Source organism: Aeromonas sp. 600276, from assembly GCF_049175815.1.
Taxonomy (GTDB): Bacteria; Pseudomonadota; Gammaproteobacteria; order Enterobacterales; family Aeromonadaceae; genus Aeromonas; species Aeromonas dhakensis.
The window spans coordinates 21,140-35,437 of the sequence record NZ_JAAKVU010000008.1 but is presented as its reverse complement, the minus strand read 5'-3'; the positions used below and the strand labels follow the sequence as shown (position 1 = coordinate 35,437).

Annotated in this window: 13 protein-coding genes, 1 tRNA gene and 1 other annotated feature (1 of these 15 running past the window's edge); of the genes, 3 read left to right on the top strand and 11 right to left on the bottom strand. The window is 65.4% G+C overall.

Annotated features, from left to right (window positions below; all coding sequences use genetic code 11):
- Positions 1-99 precede the first annotated feature (99 nt).
- The 8 genes from G5134_RS09895 to ltnD all read right to left on the bottom strand — a co-directional run bounded on the left by G5134_RS09895 (position 100) and on the right by ltnD (position 9,241).
- Complete coding sequence (locus G5134_RS09895) at positions 100-2,037, bottom strand: methyl-accepting chemotaxis protein (RefSeq protein ID WP_421231986.1); 1,938 nt, start codon at positions 2,035-2,037, stop codon at positions 100-102.
- A gap of 118 nt (positions 2,038-2,155) precedes the next feature.
- Positions 2,156-3,052 (bottom strand): DMT family transporter, encoded by an 897-nt coding sequence (locus G5134_RS09890; protein WP_065017478.1) that lies wholly within the window; start codon positions 3,050-3,052, stop codon positions 2,156-2,158.
- Between the two features lie 94 nt (positions 3,053-3,146).
- On the bottom strand, positions 3,147-4,649 hold the full coding sequence (locus G5134_RS09885; RefSeq protein ID WP_065017479.1) for a GntP family permease: 1,503 nt from the start codon (positions 4,647-4,649) through the stop codon (positions 3,147-3,149).
- Complete coding sequence (denD, locus tag G5134_RS09880) at positions 4,646-5,590, bottom strand: D-erythronate dehydrogenase (RefSeq protein WP_065017480.1); 945 nt, start codon at positions 5,588-5,590, stop codon at positions 4,646-4,648. The genes G5134_RS09885 and denD overlap by 4 nt, the downstream gene beginning before the upstream one ends.
- A gap of 35 nt (positions 5,591-5,625) precedes the next feature.
- Positions 5,626-6,399: a 2-oxo-tetronate isomerase gene (gene otnI / locus G5134_RS09875; RefSeq protein ID WP_065017481.1), complete on the bottom strand. Its 774-nt coding sequence runs from the start codon at positions 6,397-6,399 to the stop codon at positions 5,626-5,628.
- A gap of 61 nt (positions 6,400-6,460) precedes the next feature.
- A complete protein-coding gene (locus G5134_RS09870) occupies positions 6,461-7,093 on the bottom strand; it encodes an aldolase (RefSeq protein ID WP_017779202.1) in 633 nt (210 codons plus the stop codon).
- A complete protein-coding gene (gene otnK / locus G5134_RS09865; RefSeq protein ID WP_065017482.1) occupies positions 7,086-8,336 on the bottom strand; it encodes a 3-oxo-tetronate kinase in 1,251 nt (416 codons plus the stop codon). Before otnK ends, G5134_RS09870 begins: the two co-directional genes overlap by 8 nt.
- Positions 8,333-9,241, bottom strand: coding sequence for an L-threonate dehydrogenase (ltnD, locus tag G5134_RS09860; protein ID WP_268027095.1), 909 nt, complete (start codon positions 9,239-9,241; stop codon positions 8,333-8,335). Before ltnD ends, otnK begins: the two co-directional genes overlap by 4 nt.
- 255 nt (positions 9,242-9,496) lie before the next feature.
- On the opposite strand from ltnD, the gene G5134_RS09855 reads away from it, so the two are divergent.
- On the top strand, positions 9,497-10,297 hold the full coding sequence (locus tag G5134_RS09855) for a DeoR/GlpR family DNA-binding transcription regulator (protein WP_017779206.1): 801 nt from the start codon (positions 9,497-9,499) through the stop codon (positions 10,295-10,297).
- A gap of 117 nt (positions 10,298-10,414) precedes the next feature.
- On the opposite strand, the gene G5134_RS09850 is transcribed toward G5134_RS09855, so the two are convergent.
- Positions 10,415-10,491: transfer RNA gene (locus G5134_RS09850), tRNA-Arg, on the bottom strand.
- Between the two features lie 50 nt (positions 10,492-10,541).
- Positions 10,542-11,696 carry a flagellar assembly protein FlgT gene (locus tag G5134_RS09845; protein ID WP_010634842.1) on the bottom strand — a complete coding sequence of 385 codons (1,155 nt, stop codon included), beginning with the start codon at positions 11,694-11,696 and terminating at the stop codon, positions 10,542-10,544.
- Between the two features lie 196 nt (positions 11,697-11,892).
- Here G5134_RS09845 and G5134_RS09840 point away from each other — a divergent pair, with 196 nt between their 5' ends.
- Entirely contained in the window at positions 11,893-12,513 is a 621-nt protein-coding gene (locus tag G5134_RS09840) for a FlgO family outer membrane protein (RefSeq protein ID WP_065017503.1), read from the top strand.
- A gap of 14 nt (positions 12,514-12,527) precedes the next feature.
- A complete protein-coding gene (locus G5134_RS09835; protein WP_005303718.1) occupies positions 12,528-12,956 on the top strand; it encodes an LPP20 family lipoprotein in 429 nt (142 codons plus the stop codon).
- Between the two features lie 106 nt (positions 12,957-13,062).
- On the opposite strand, the gene pheA is transcribed toward G5134_RS09835, so the two are convergent.
- Positions 13,063-14,235: a prephenate dehydratase gene (pheA, locus tag G5134_RS09830; RefSeq protein ID WP_017763932.1), complete on the bottom strand. Its 1,173-nt coding sequence runs from the start codon at positions 14,233-14,235 to the stop codon at positions 13,063-13,065.
- A gap of 38 nt (positions 14,236-14,273) precedes the next feature.
- Positions 14,274-14,298 (bottom strand) — a sequence feature (Phe leader region) (it continues 110 nt past the right edge of the window).

Below are 14,298 nucleotides of genomic sequence, written 5' to 3'. Positions count from 1 at the left end.
TTAACCTGCGGATAACAGATAATTTTGTGCCACAAAAAAAGATAAACCCCTGCGCGATGGCAGGGGCCGGGTTGGGGGCGCCGGCTGAACCGGCACGGCTCAGGCCTGGTGGCCGAGGATGCGCGGGATCTGGCTGGCCTGGTGGTGAATGTGCTCCGACACCTGCACCGAGAGACGGCTGCCCTGGCGGGCGTGCTGGCTGATGCGGCCGATGAGATCGGCAAAACTGGCCAGCTTGTGCTCCTGGCTCTTGGCGTTGTCGGCCCCCTGCAGGGCGATGACCGCCGTACTGCGCGCCATCTCCCGCACCGCCTGGGTGGTCTGGCGCAGCTGCTCCGCCTGTTGACGCTGGGCGGCGGCCTCTGCGGTGATCCGCGCCAGCACGGTGCCGAGCTGATCCCCCGCCTGGGTCAGTCTGGTCAGGATCTCGGTGATCTGGCCAAGGGAGCGCTGGGTATCGGCGGAGAGGTGGCGCACCTCGTCGGCCACCACCGCAAAACCGCGCCCCTGTTCCCCGGCCCGGGCCGCCTCGATGGCCGCGTTGAGCGCCAGCAGATTGGTCTGCTGGGAGATGTGGCCAATCACGTCGACGATGGCGGTCACATCTTCCACCGAACGCTTGAGCTGAGCCAGGGCGCCACCGCTCTCGTCGATGGCGAGCCCGGTCTGGGCGGTGGCCTGCAACATGCCCCCCACCAGCTGCTCGCTCTGGCTCATGGAGTGCTCGTTGTGCTGGGCGTGCTGCGCTATCTCGGCGGCCACCTGGTGTACCTCGCCGGCCAGCTGGTTCAGCTCGCTCATCATCAGATCGCTCTCGCCCACCGCCTGCTCCGTGGTGCGGGTGCTGTGATGGATCTCCTGCACCTGGTTGACCATCCCCTGCAGGCTTTGCGACACCGCCGACAGTTGACCCTCTTTCTGCTGCTGATCCTGTTGCAGGCGCAGGATGAGGCGGTTGTAGCTGGCGACGATGTCGGCCAGCTCGTTGCGCTCGCGCCCCTCTGGCAGGGTCTCGGCCTGCCCGGTCTCGTCGAGCTGCAGGAAGGCCGCGCGCAGGCGCAGCAGCGGCCTGACCAGCCAGCGGCGCTGCACCAGCGCAAACAGCAGGGCCACCAGCACCAGACAGAGTGCCAGGCTGCCGAGGATGGCGGCCAGCCGCTGGTTCACCGCCTGGCGGGCGGCGGCCAGTTCGCTGCCCATCTGGCCGGTGGCCTGCAGCATCTGGTCAATATCCTGCTGCACCGCCTTGCGTGCCTGCTGCTGCTGTTGCAGCGCCTTGCGGCTGTTTTCCAGCTCCTGCGGGTAGCGCTTGAGCAGGGAGATCAGCTCGGCCTTGGGGAGATCCCCCAGCTCCTTGCGCTCCGGCTCCCCCAGGGTGAATTCGTCGGCGGGAGGCGCCTCGAAAAGCGCCAGACTCGGCAGGGCCGCCAGCTGCTCGGCCTGTTTTTGCAGGGCCGCCAGCTCGAACCGCAACCCTTCCAGCAGCTTGGGGCTGGCCTGCTCCATGTAGTTCTGGCGCAGGTGAGCGAGCCCCGGCAGGGCCGCCAGCAGGTCGCCTGCCAGCTGGCGATAGCGCTCGGCGCTGGCCGGGTCGCTCCCCGTCGCTCCTTGCTGACCGTATCGCAGCAGCGCCCTGGCCTGATCGGTCAGTTCGTTCTCGGCATTTTGCAGCAGCCACTGGCTGTTGCCGGAGAGCTTGCCCGCCGCCAGATAGTCGCTGTCGATGCGCGCTCCCATCTGCTCGAGCAGGGTGCGCAGCGGGGCAGTGAGCGCCCCATCTTGCTGGGAGAGCTGGGCGAGCGCCTGTTTGCGTACCCCTTCGGCCTCGGTCAGCCGCAGCGGATCGCCGCTGGCGAGGTAGTCGCGCAGGGTGCCCTGCAGGGTACCGGTGAGCCGCTGCTGCAGCCGTTCGTGCTGGTGCTGGGCCTGCTCGGCCTGGTTCAGCTGTTGCCAGCCGTGCCAGAGGGCAGCGACCTGCACGGCGGCGACCAGCAGCAGAGCGAGAGAAGAGAGGGAGGCATAATGGGCAATTTTCACGGCAGCATTCCTGCTTGTTGAACCACGGCGATGGGCGTCGGCGTGAGCTTAAGCAGCAGAGATGGCGCTTTTATGACAGTCAGCCCGGCGGCCCGGGCTGACTGTCGAGAGGGCAGGCTTACGGCTGGGGGGCGGGAGCCTGCTGCTGCTGGCGGGCAGGGGGCTTGCCCAGCATGCCAAGCAGGGCGCCGCCCATGATGAGGGCGCCGGCCAGCAGGTGACGGGGGGTCAGCTGCTCGCCGTTGAGCAGCACCAGCAGCAGGGTGCTCAGCAGCGGCGTCAGATAGGCCAGCGCCCCGATCCGGCGCGGATCCCCGTCCCGCAGCGCCAGATACCAGGTGACGAACGCCGCCCCCATGGGACCGAGTGCCAACCCTATGATGAGGCCCCAGTCACCGGTCGGGATGCGGACCACCGGCAGCGGTCCCTCCAGCAGCCAGGCCAGCAACAGCGCCAGCAGCCCGGCGGGCAGGCAGGCCGCCGCCGTCATCACCGCCGGGGCCGGCGGCAGCCGGCGCGAGAGCACCGAGTAGGCACCCCAGACGATGGCGGCCCCCAGTGCCAGCAGATAGCCCGGCAGATAGGCCTGTTGCAGCTGCAGCTCGCCGTTCACCATCACCAGTACCGAGCCGGCCAGACCCAGGGCGCCGGCCAGCAGGTGACGGCCGTGCAGCGGGTGACCCGGCAGCAGCAAGGGGGTGAACAGAATGATAAACAGCGGCCAGAGGTAGTTGATGAGGTTCGCCTCCAGCACGGGGGCGTGGCGAAAGCTCATGAACAGCAGCAGGTGGTAGAGCAGCAGGGCGCTGATGGTCACCAGCCAGTTGACCGGACGAGCCCGCCACTGACGCCAGAACGGCAGGGCGCCCGCCCCGCAGAAAAACAGCACCAGCCCCACCAGCACCAGCGGCGACACGCTGGTGACCCGGGAGGTGAGCGCCGCCAGCGAGGCCCACAGCACTATGGTCAGCAGCGCCAGCCCGGTGGACTTGTCCCACCACGAAGCAGCAGACATCCGACACTCCTTTGCAGATGAATGAACAAAAAGAGGGCCAGTCTAGCAGACCGGCCCTCCCTGGTGGCCATACCTCGGTGGTATGGCAGTGCGATTATTTGCTGTCGGTCACCGCGCTGCTGATGGCGGGCAACTGCTGGCGACGCACGCCCCAGATGATGAGCGCCAGTACCAGCAGGGGCAGCAAGGGATCCAGCCAGGTGCCTCCGGAGCCGAACAGCAGGTTGAGCAGGGCGACGCCGGTGCCGCCGATGGCCCAGGCGATGGTGGTCGGGATGGACCAGACGATCATCTGCTGTTTCACGTCCGAGATCCCCATCATGCGGTTGACCACCCAGAACAGGCTGTCGTTGAAGTAGCCGAAGAAGAGCGACCCCATGGTGGCGGCCTGGGCGGCCAGCAGCATGTTGACCCCGGGGATCTGCGCCAGGATTGGGGCGGAGATGGAGGCCGCCGTCACCATGGCCACGGTGCCGGATCCCTGGATGAGGCGCACCAGGGTCGCCACGATGAAGGGGATCAGGATGGGGGAGATGGGCAGCAGGGCGATCTGCTCGGCCAGTTGCTGGCCCGCACCGCTGTCGCGCAGCACGGCCCCCAGAGCCCCACCGGCCCCGGTCACCAGCAGTATGATGCCGGCGGATTGCAGCCCCTCCTCGAGGCGGGCGGCGGTGGCGTGTCTGTCCATGTGCGGCACTAGCGTGTAGACCGCCAGCAGCACGCTGATGGCCAGCGCTATGATGGGGGTGCCGATGAAGTTGATGCCCTGCACCAGCGGGTTCGCCATCAGGCCGTCCATCCCCTCCAGGGTGGCGAGGGTGGTGAAGATGGCCTTGAGGAAGATGAGCACGATGGGCACCAGGATCGGCAGCAGCGACAGGGTCAGGCTCGGCAGGGCCTTGCCCTCTTTCTCCTTGAGGTACTGCTCATAGGTGACCTGCAGCTCGTCCGGGGTCTTTTGCACCTGCTGGGCAAACTCGGGGTACTTCTTGTCGAGCCACTGGGCGTAGAAGACGATGCCCACCACGCAGGGGATGGCCAGGGCCATGCCCATCAGCAGCATGGCGCCTATGTCCACCCCAAACAGGCCGGCCACACCGAGCGGGCCCGGGGTCGGCGGCACCGTGTGGTGAGTCACCACCAGACCGCCCGCCAGCGCCACCCCCAGGGTGAGCAGGGAGCGCTTGCCGCTTTTCGCCAGCGCCTTGGCCACCGGATAGAGGATGACGAAGGCGGAGTCCACGAAGATGGGGATGCTGACGATGTAGCCGGTGATGGCCAGCGCCCACTCTTCACGCCGTTTGCCAAGCCACTTGATGAAGCTGTAGGCGATCTGCTCGGCGGCCCCCGACACCTCCAGCAGGCGGCCCATCATGACCCCGAGGCCAATGACGATGCCGATGCTGCCGAGGGTGGAGCCAAAGCCCTGGGTGATGACTGTGAGGGTCTTGTCGATGTTCATGCCACCGGTGATCCCGGCGATGCAGGCCGCCGCCAGCATGGCGATCAGCGCGTGCACCCGGGTGCGGATGACCAGAAACACCAGCACGAAGACGGCGATGATGAGACCTATGATGGGGGTTGGGATGTCGCTCATGATGCCTCCTGCATGTCATGGGTGATGAAGCTGTCGATGATGTCGGCAAACGTCCTGTCTGCCATGAAACCGAGGGCGGTGGCGCGCTGGTTGTCGATGCGTCCCGGCCAGCTGGCCACGATGCGCTCGATGGCGGGATCGGCGGCAAACTGCACCCGATCCCGCGCCGCCTGGCCACCCGCCTGGGTCAGCGCCGTCAGCATCTCGCCGACGGTGACGCTGATGCCGGGCAGGTTGATGCTGCGGGCATCCCCCCTTGGCAGGGTGGCGGCCAGTAGGAAGTTGGCCACCACGGTGGCGGGGCTCGAGAGCCAGAGGCGCAGCTCCGGGCTCACCGGGCAGAGGGCGTTCTCTCCTTGCAGCGGCTCGCGGATGATGCTGCTGACAAACGACGAGGCGGCGCGGTTCGGCTTGCCCGGCCGCACGCAGATGGTGGGCAGGCGCAGCGCCAGGCCGTCGACGTAACCCTTGCGGCTGTAGTCGTTGACCAATAGCTCCCCCATCGCCTTCTGGGCGCCGTAGGAGGAGGTGGGGGTCAGCGCCGTGCCATCGTTCACCAGCTCAGGCAGCGGGCCGCCGTAGACGGCCAGCGAGCTGGTGAAGATGAAACGAATACCCGGACGGGTGTGACGGCACGCCTCCAGCAGGCTGCGGGTGGTGTCCAGATTGACCTGCCAGCCGAGATCGAAATCTTGCTCAGCGTGGCTGCTGACGATGGCGGCGAGGTGATAGACCACGGCGGTGCGTTCGCTGATGAGGGACTCGGCCACCCTGGGGGCGGTCAGATCCGCCTGCAAGCAGCGCACTCGCGGGTCGGCCAGGGCTGGTGGTTCCTGAATGTCCACCAGCAGCAGCTCGCTGAAGGGTAAGGAACTGTGCAACAGGGCGCGGGCCAGCTTCTGTCCCAGAAAGCCGCCGCCGCCGGTGATGATGATCTGCATCTTGCTATCCTCAGACTCGTTCGTGTGTAGGGTCGTTATTGTTGTGCCAGCCAGGTCAGGCCTTGCCGGGTGTTGCCTCTGGGGTTGTATTCACAGCCGATCCAGTCGTGGTAACCCGCCTGCTCCAGCACCTTGAACAGGTGTGGGTAGGCGATCTCCCCCTCGTCCGGCTCGTGGCGATCCGGCACCGAGGCGATCTGGACGTGGCCGATGGCCGGGCCCAGCTTGCCGATGAGACGGGTGAGATCTCCGTCCATGATCTGGGCGTGGTAGAGGTCGAGCTGCACCCCCACGTTGGGCCTGTCTATCTCCTGCACCAGGGCCAGGGCGTCGAGCTGGTGGGCCAGGAAGTAGCCGGGTACATCCCGATCGTTGAGGGGTTCCAGCAGTACCTTGATGCCGTCTTCGGCCAGGAAGTCGGCGGCGAAGCGGATGTTGTCGATCAGGGTCTGGCGGTGGGCCTCGAGGCTCTGTGCCGGGTCGACGATGCCGCTCATGGCGTGTACCTTGCGGCACCCCAATGCCCGGGCGTAGTCGCGCACGCTTGGCAGATGGGCGCGAAATTCTGCTTCCCTGCCCGGGATGGCGGCCATGCCACGCTCCCCTGCCGCCCAGTTGCCCGGCGGCATGTTGAACAGCGCCTGGGTCAGACCGTGCAGTTGCAACTGGCGCCCCAGCTCGGCGGCTGGCCACTCGTAGGGGAACAGGAACTCCACCGCGGCGAAGCCGGCCTCGCGGGCCGCCGCGAAGCGCTCGAGGAACGGCAGCTCGGTAAACAGCATGGTGAGGTTGGCGGCAAACTTGCTCATGATGTAATGCTCCTCAATGCGTTGTTTTTGTATCGGGTCAGAGGGACGGACCAGAGTTGGCTCATGGCTTCAGACTCCTCAATTCGTTGATCTCGGGTTCGCTCAGGTAGCGGATCCGCTGGCCGTGCAGCAGCAGTGCCAGGCGCGCCGTCTCCTCCAGCTCCTCCATGTTGTTGACCGCATCCACCAGATCCTTGCCGGTCACCACGGGACCGTGGTTGGCAAGCAGAAAGGCGTTGCCTTCGGGGGCGCGGCGCCCAAGCTCCTCGGCGATGCGGGCATCCCCCGGCTTGTAGTAGGGAATGAGCGGCAGCTGGCCGACCCGCATCACGTAGTAGGGGGTGAAGGGGCGGATCACATTGGCCGGATCCAGTCCCTCCAGGCAGGAGAGGGCGGTCAGGTGGGTACAATGCAGGTGCACCACGGCCTGGCACTCCGGCTTGTTGTGGTAGATGGCGAGGTGGAAGGCCACCTCCTTGGAGGGGCGATCGCCCCCCAGGTGCTCGCCACTCATGCTCACCCGGGCGAGACGCGCAGGATCGAGCCGGCCGAGGCAGGAGCCGGTCGGGGTGGCGAGCAGGGTGCCGTCCGGCAGTTTGGCGGAGAGGTTGCCGGCGCCGCCGGTGGCATAGCCTCGCTGGAAAAGGGATGCACCCAGCATCACCATGGTGTCGCGCAGTGCCTGTTCAGTCATGGAAAAACTCCTGTGCCCGGCTGAAGAAGGTCTCGTCACCGAAGTTGCCCGATTTGAGGGCCAGCGAGAGGGGGGCGTCGGTGGCCCGCACCCAGGGCACGCCGGGGGCGATCTGCGGGCCTATGTGGAAGGCGGCGACGCCGAGGGCCTGGGTGACCCGGCTCGAGGTCTCGCCGCCAGCGATGATGAAGCTGTCTATGCCGGCGGCGCGCAGCAGCACGGCGAGGCGGGCAAAGCACTGCTCCACCGCCTCGCTCGCCGCGTCGCGGCCATGGCGGGCCTGGATCTCGGCCAGCCGAGCCGGACTGGTGGTGGCGTGGATCATGGGGGCGGGTGACGAGGGCTGCCCCAGCACCCAGCGGGCCAGCTCGGCTGGGTAGTCGGCTTGCGTCAGGCAAGCTGCCACGTCGAGGGGGAGAGCAGGCGCCGCCTCCCGATAGCGGGCCACCTGGCGATTGGTCATCTCGGAACAGGAGCCCGACAGCACCACGGCGCGGGTGCCGAGCGGTCTTCCCGCGGCGCGGGCGGCGGCCGGATTGCCGTTGCCGAGCAACCTGGCCAGGCCGATGGCGAGCCCGGAACCGCCGGTCACCAGCGGCATCTCGATGGCGGCCGCGGCGATATCCAGCAGGTGCTGCTCGGTGAGGGTGTCGACCACGGCGTAGCTCACACCAGCTTGTGTTAGCTGCTCGAAGGCGTCGGCAATGGCATCAGGGCCCTGCACTATGGTGGTGAAGGGCACCAGTCCGGCGCGCCCCGAGCCCTGCCTCTCCATCAATCGCAGCAGATTGCTGTCGGTCATGGGAGTGATGGGATGGTGGCGCATGCCGGACTCGGCCAGCGGCTGGGCGCCGACGAACAGGTTGCCCTGATAGACGGTGCGACCGTTCACCGGCAGGGCCGGGCAGATCAGGGTGAATCGGCTCTCCAGCGCTGCCAGCAGGGCATCGGTGACCGGGCCTATGTTGCCGGCCGCCGTGCTGTCGAAGGTGGAGCAGTACTTCTGATAGATGCGCGGGCAGCCGCGCGCCTTGAGCCAGTCGAGGGCCGCCAGTGAGTCGCGTACCGCTTCGCCCGCCGGGCAGGAGCGGCTCTTGAGGCTGATCACCACGGCATCGATGCCGCTGAGATCCACCGCCGGCGGGATGCCGGCAAGCTGGAGGGTGGCGAGGCCGTTTTCCACCAGAAAACCGGCGATGTCGGTGGCCCCGGTAAAGTCATCTGCAATCACGCCCAGTTTCATCGTGCCTCCTCCGCGCCTGGCAGGGTGATGCCGTCGAAGATCTTGATGACGGCGCTGTCATCCTCCTTGCCGTGGCCGGCGTTGCTGGCGGCGAGGAACATGTTGAGGGCGGTGCTCGCCAGCGGCAGCGGGAAGCGAAGCTCTCGCGCCGTGTCGGCTACCAGGGTGAGATCCTTGACGAAGATGTCCACCGCCGAGCGGGCCTGATAGTCGCCGGTCAGCACCCGGGCCATGCGGTTTTCGAACATCCAGGAGTTGCCGGCGGCGTGGGTCACCACGTCGTACATGAGATCGAGCGAGATGCCGGCGCGGCTGGCCAGCGCCATGGCTTCGGCGGCCACGGCGATGTGCACCCCCGCCAGCAACTGGTGAACGATCTTGACCGTGCTGCCCTGGCCCGGTTCGCTGCCGACCCGGTAGACCTTGCCGGCCACCGCATCGAGCACAGGGGCCAGCTTGTCGAAGGCGGCATCGGCGCCGGCGGCCATCACCGTCATCTCGCCGGCCTCGGCCTTGATGGCGCCGCCGGAGACCGGGGCGTCCAGCATCGGCAGCTCCAGCGCGGCCAGCTCGCGAGCCAAGCTTGCGGCCTCTTCTGCGGCGATAGTGGAGGAGATCATGATGCCGGTGCCCGGTTTGAGGTGCGCGGCGAGGCCGTGCTCGCCAAACAGGATCTTGCGCACCTGAACGGCGTTGACCACCAGCAGCAACACCGCATCGAGCGTCTCCGCCAGGGGGCGGGCATCGGCCATGACGGCGGCGGCGCCAGCCTGTTGCAGCTGGTTGCGCGCCTCTGCATTGAGATCGATGCCGTAGGTGGTGAGCCCGGCCCGCAGGCAGGAGCGGGCGGCGCCCATGCCCATGGCGCCCAGGCCGATGACGGCAACGTGATAAGGTCTGCTCATCTGTCAGTTCCTCGATTACAACGAATGAACCGATAGTAGGGGCTTGTGGTGGTGAAATATCAGGCAGGTGTCACAAAATTTAACTTAAGTGGTGTTAATTTTTGTTATTTAAAGCGAGATGGAGCCGATTGAGTGACTTTGGTGGCGGTTGAGATGTGATTTGTTGTGAATTGTGAGCCTTGATTTGCTTTTTTATCAAAATTTCCCATCCCGCTGGGGTAACATGGGTGCTCGTTTTAGCGTTACGGATTGCCCATGATCCCCGTAGAGAGACAGCAACAGATCCTGCACCTGCTGGCCGAGCGCGGTGCCGTCAGCATCACGGAACTGACCGAACGGCTGCAGGTATCCCACATGACCATCAGGCGCGATATCCAGAAGCTCGAAGAGCAGGGGCGAGTCCTCTCGGTGTCGGGGGGCGTGAGCCTCTCCGAGCGGATCAAGAGCGAGCCCTCCCACGCCACCAAGCGCAGCCTGATGCAGGAGGCGAAGCTCGCCATTGCACACAGTGCCGCGGCGCAGGTGGCTGCGGGCAGCTCCGTCTATCTGGATGCGGGTACCACCTCCCTCGAGCTGGCCCGCGAGCTGGCGCCGCGGGAAGACTTGATGATAGTGACCAACGATTTCATGGTGTGCGCCTACCTGATCGAGCATGGCCGCGGCCGCCTCTACCACACCGGCGGGCAGGTCATTCGGGAGAACCAGTCCTGCGCCGGCGAGGCGACCGCCCACTTCCTGCGCAATCTGCACCTTGATGTGGCCTTCTTGTCGGCCTCCTCCTGGGATGCCCTGGGGATCTCCACTCCCAGCGAGCAGAAGGTGCCGGTCAAGCGCGCCGTGGTGGAGGCTGCCGCGACCCGAATACTTATCTGCGACTCCTCCAAATACGGCAAGGTGGGTACCTTCAACGTGGTGGGCTGGGAAGCGATCGATCAGGTCATCAGCGACGGGCAGCTGCCCGAGAGTGCGCGCGAGGTACTGGCCCAGCACGGTGTCAGGCTCACGTTGGTTCCACTGGGAGGGGATGCACACGATTCCACTGAGCTGGCAGGTTAGTCAGGGCAGGTTAGGTTGCGGCGGGCGGCTGACGCACCCGCCATCGGCCGAACGGCGGCCTTGGCCAAAAACGAGCAAGGGGTTGGCATCATGATGATGCCAACCCCTTGTTTTGTATGGCGTTCCCGACTGGAGTCGAACCAGTGGCCTGTCCCTTAGGAGGGGACCGCTCTATCCTGCTGAGCTACGGGAACCTTGTGGCCGGCATTATACAAGAAGCGGCTCCCTTTTAAACCCTTGATTCTTATTCCAATACTGCCAGATCGCCGATCTGGATGTTAAACGGCGAATATTTGTTCTGGCTGCTGATGATGGCGCCATCCTCGAATACCTGCACCACTTCGAACAGGCCGTCGGCCGGGTTGCGCAGCATGCGTGCCTTGCCGTAGGGGTCGATGAAATCGGCATCGTGCTGGATGCGGAACTGATCCCCGAGCCGGACGCCGTTGCGGCGGCCGAGATTGATGTAGGGGCCGCGCTCGTTCTGGCTGACCACCCGGGCGGTGACCGGGGCGCAGCTGAGCTGGGCCACCAGATCCTGCACCGCCTCCTGCAACTGGTAGTTGACCTCCTGGCCATAGCTCGACTGCCAGAACTGGCCGCTGCTGCTGCCCACCTGATCCCGCTTGGCGAAGGTCCAGTTGGCCCGGCCCTGATACTCCTTGCGGCCGAGCAGGCTGCCGTTGATGCCGTCGAACAGATAGAGCTGCATGCGAAAGTTGCGGATGGGATCTTCATACCAGCTGGTCAGCTGGTTGCCCTGCGGCTCGATGGAGAGATCGTCGATGCTGCCGAGCACTAGGTACTGGCTGTCGGTGCGCAGGCTGAGCGCCTTGATCTCCTCGAGGGCGCTGCGATCCCCCTGCTGCAGGTGGAGCGGGTCGATGCGCAGGTTTTCGTCCAGCCACTGGCGCACGGCTACCCCTTGCGGTGCGCTGGCCAGTGCCTCGAACATGCGGCGTGACAGGTTGGCGGGCATGTCGTCGAGGGCGCCGTAACTCGCCTGCTCGGGGTAGCGCAGCCGCAGCCGCACCAGCGTCAAATCCTTGGCGTAGTGCTGGGTCTGGCAGATCTGGCGCTCGGCCTGGATGTCGGCCATCACTGTGATGTACATGCGACCGTTGCGCACCTCTTCCCGCTTGAGCCGGTACTGGCGAATGTCGCCGCCGGAGCGGATCTGGATCTGCTCGGAGCGCAGGCTGCCGTTTTCCAGGCGCTGGATGCTGGAGACGGCGGCGCCGCTCGCCAGCAGCGCCTGCCGCAGGGCATCGCGGGTCGCCTGCTCGCGGGCGTAGACCTCGTCCCCGCCCAGGATGGCGGCACTGCCCTGCGCCTCGATGATCTCGGCCCGGGCCGACAGACTGGCCAGCAGCAGGGTTAACAGCAGCGGTAATTTCATGACAAACACCTTGAATATGCGGGTCGGCGCGATTCACCCCCTGTCGAAGTGAGGTCGCCGGCCGATACAGATCACAGAGCCGTGCCGGTTGCACAGCACACCGCGAATATTTAGCAAGATCCATGCCTCATTCCCGGCTCAAGCTTTGGCCGGTCGAACCGATAACAAATCAGGTGCAGATACAGGAAAGGTATCCATGAACAAACTCATCACGGCGTTGGCGCTCGCTCTGGCATTGGCCGGTTGCGGCACCGACCCCATCAACCGGGATCTGGGTGATCCGCGTCAGGCGGCGCAGGGGATGGAACTCAACTGGCTGGTGGCTCGCATGACCGATCAGCTGATGGAGCGCAAGTCGCTCACTACCCTGACCGAGCCCATCGCGGTCGCCTCCTTCGTCGATCTCGATACCCTGCAGGACACCAACTGGATGGGCCAGCAGATCGAGGAGAGTTTCATCTACGAGCTCAACCGGCGTGGCGAGGTGGTGGTGGACTTCAAGCTGACCGGCAGCATCAAGGTCACCCCGCAGGGGGATTTCGTGCTGAGCCGCAACTACAAGGATCTCTCCCCCCGGTTGCCCATCTCCCGCATCCTGGTCGGCACCTTCAGCCGCAACAATAAGGGGATCCTGGTCAACGCCCGCATCATCGACCTGCGGACCAAGATGGTGGAGACCACGGCCCAGAGCATGATCCCGCAGAAATACCTGTTCGGTGCCAACAATTCGTTTGGCCGGGCCTCGATCAACCGCGGTTACCTGATGCGTGACAGCCAGGCGCGTCCCGGCGGCCATCTGGTCAACCTGACGCCCTGAAAGGAGTAGACGCAATGAGAATCCTGTTCGGATGCCTGCTGGCCCTGCTGCTGACGGCGTGCAGCGGCGGCAATCGGGTGGTCAACTACGGCGGCAACAACAAGCCGGATGACTTCCCGGTACTCAAGGCGGTCGGCTACGCGGTGATCGACATCCAGCCCGGCCCCTCCCAGTCCGAGAAGATGCTGCAGGCCATCCGCGCCTCCAAGATGGACGCCTACCGCGAGCTGGCCGAGCAGCTCAACGGCCAGCAGGTGCGTGGCCAGAGCAGCTACAAGGACCTGACCCAGACCTCCAACTCGCTGGACGTGTCGGTGGCGGGCATGGTACGCGGCGCCAGGGTGGTGGCCTCCTATCCCCGCGGCAACACCTATGCCACCGAGATGGAGCTCGATACTCGCGCCCTCTACAACATCAACCAGCTGATGGCAGGCCAGTTCTGACGGCGTGCCCGCAGCGAATGGACGACAAAAAGGCGACCCCGCAGGGTCGCCTTTTTCATGGGCGGTGTCGGCCGGCTGATACCCAGGCCGGCCCAACCTTGGTGGATCAGCCGCCCATCAGCACCGGCGGCACTGTGGTCGGCTTGACGTCTTCGCTCGGGTAGCAGCCCAGCACCTTGATGTAGCGGGTGATCTTGGTCAGCTCCATCAGCGCGGCCTGCATGGACGGGGTGTTGAGGTTGGCGGAGACATCCAGGTAGAACATCTCCTCCCACGGGTTGCCCTGCACCGGCCGGGATTCCAGCTTGGTCATGTTGATCTCGTTGTTGCGCAGCACCAGCAGTGCCTCCACCAGCGAGCCCGGCTTCTGGGAGGTGGACATGATGAGGGTGGTCTTGGCCGGGATCTGCGGCGCCACATCGATGGGCTTGCGCGCCACCACGATGAAGCGGCTGTAGTTCTCCTTCTGGTTGGCCAGCTGTTCGGCCAGCACGTCCAGCCCATACAGCTCGCCGCCGGCCGCGCTGCCGATGGCCGCCGCCTCCGGGCTTGCCAGTTCCTTCACCTTCATCATGGCGCTGGAGGAGGAGTCGCAGATCTCGTGGCGCGCCCCTTCCAGCTTGCTGAGGTAATGGGAGCACTGCTGGAACACCTGCGGGTGGGCGTAGAAGGTCTTGATGCGGGACAGCTCGGTGGGCACGGCGGTGAGGATGCAGTGCTCGATGGGGTAGGTGAGCTCACCTACGATGGAGAGGCTGGTGTGCTGCATCACGTCGTACACCTCGTTGATGGAGCCCGAGCTGGTGTTCTCTATGGGCAGCACGCCGAAGGCGGCACGGCCCGACTCCACAGCATCCAGCACCTCGCGGAAATTCTGGCAGTTCACCTCGATCACCTGATCCTTGTAGCGGGCCAGGTACTTGCGGGCGGCGAGGCTGGAATAGGAACCGCGCGGCCCCAGATAGGCGACGCTGGTCATCGGCTCCTGCTGCTCCGGGTTGAGCAGGCTCTGCAGATAGGCCTGTTGGGAGAGCACCGAGTCTTCGATGATGGTGTGATAGATGCGGGTGATGTACTGGGCATCCAGCCCCAGTCCGCGCCCTTTCTGGATCAGGGCGACCAGCAGATCCTGCTCGCGCTGGGGATCGCGGATCGGGCGCGGGTTGGCCTGCTTGGCGCGGGCGACCTCGATGCTGAGGGTCTTGCGTTTGGCCAGCAGGGCGAGCAGCTCCTGATCCAACTGGGTGATGTCTTGTCTGATCTCGTCGAGCGTTGCCATGATGGTTCCCTATCCAAGTAATCGATTGTGGTGGCTGCAAAAAAAAACCTCCGCTAGGGGAGG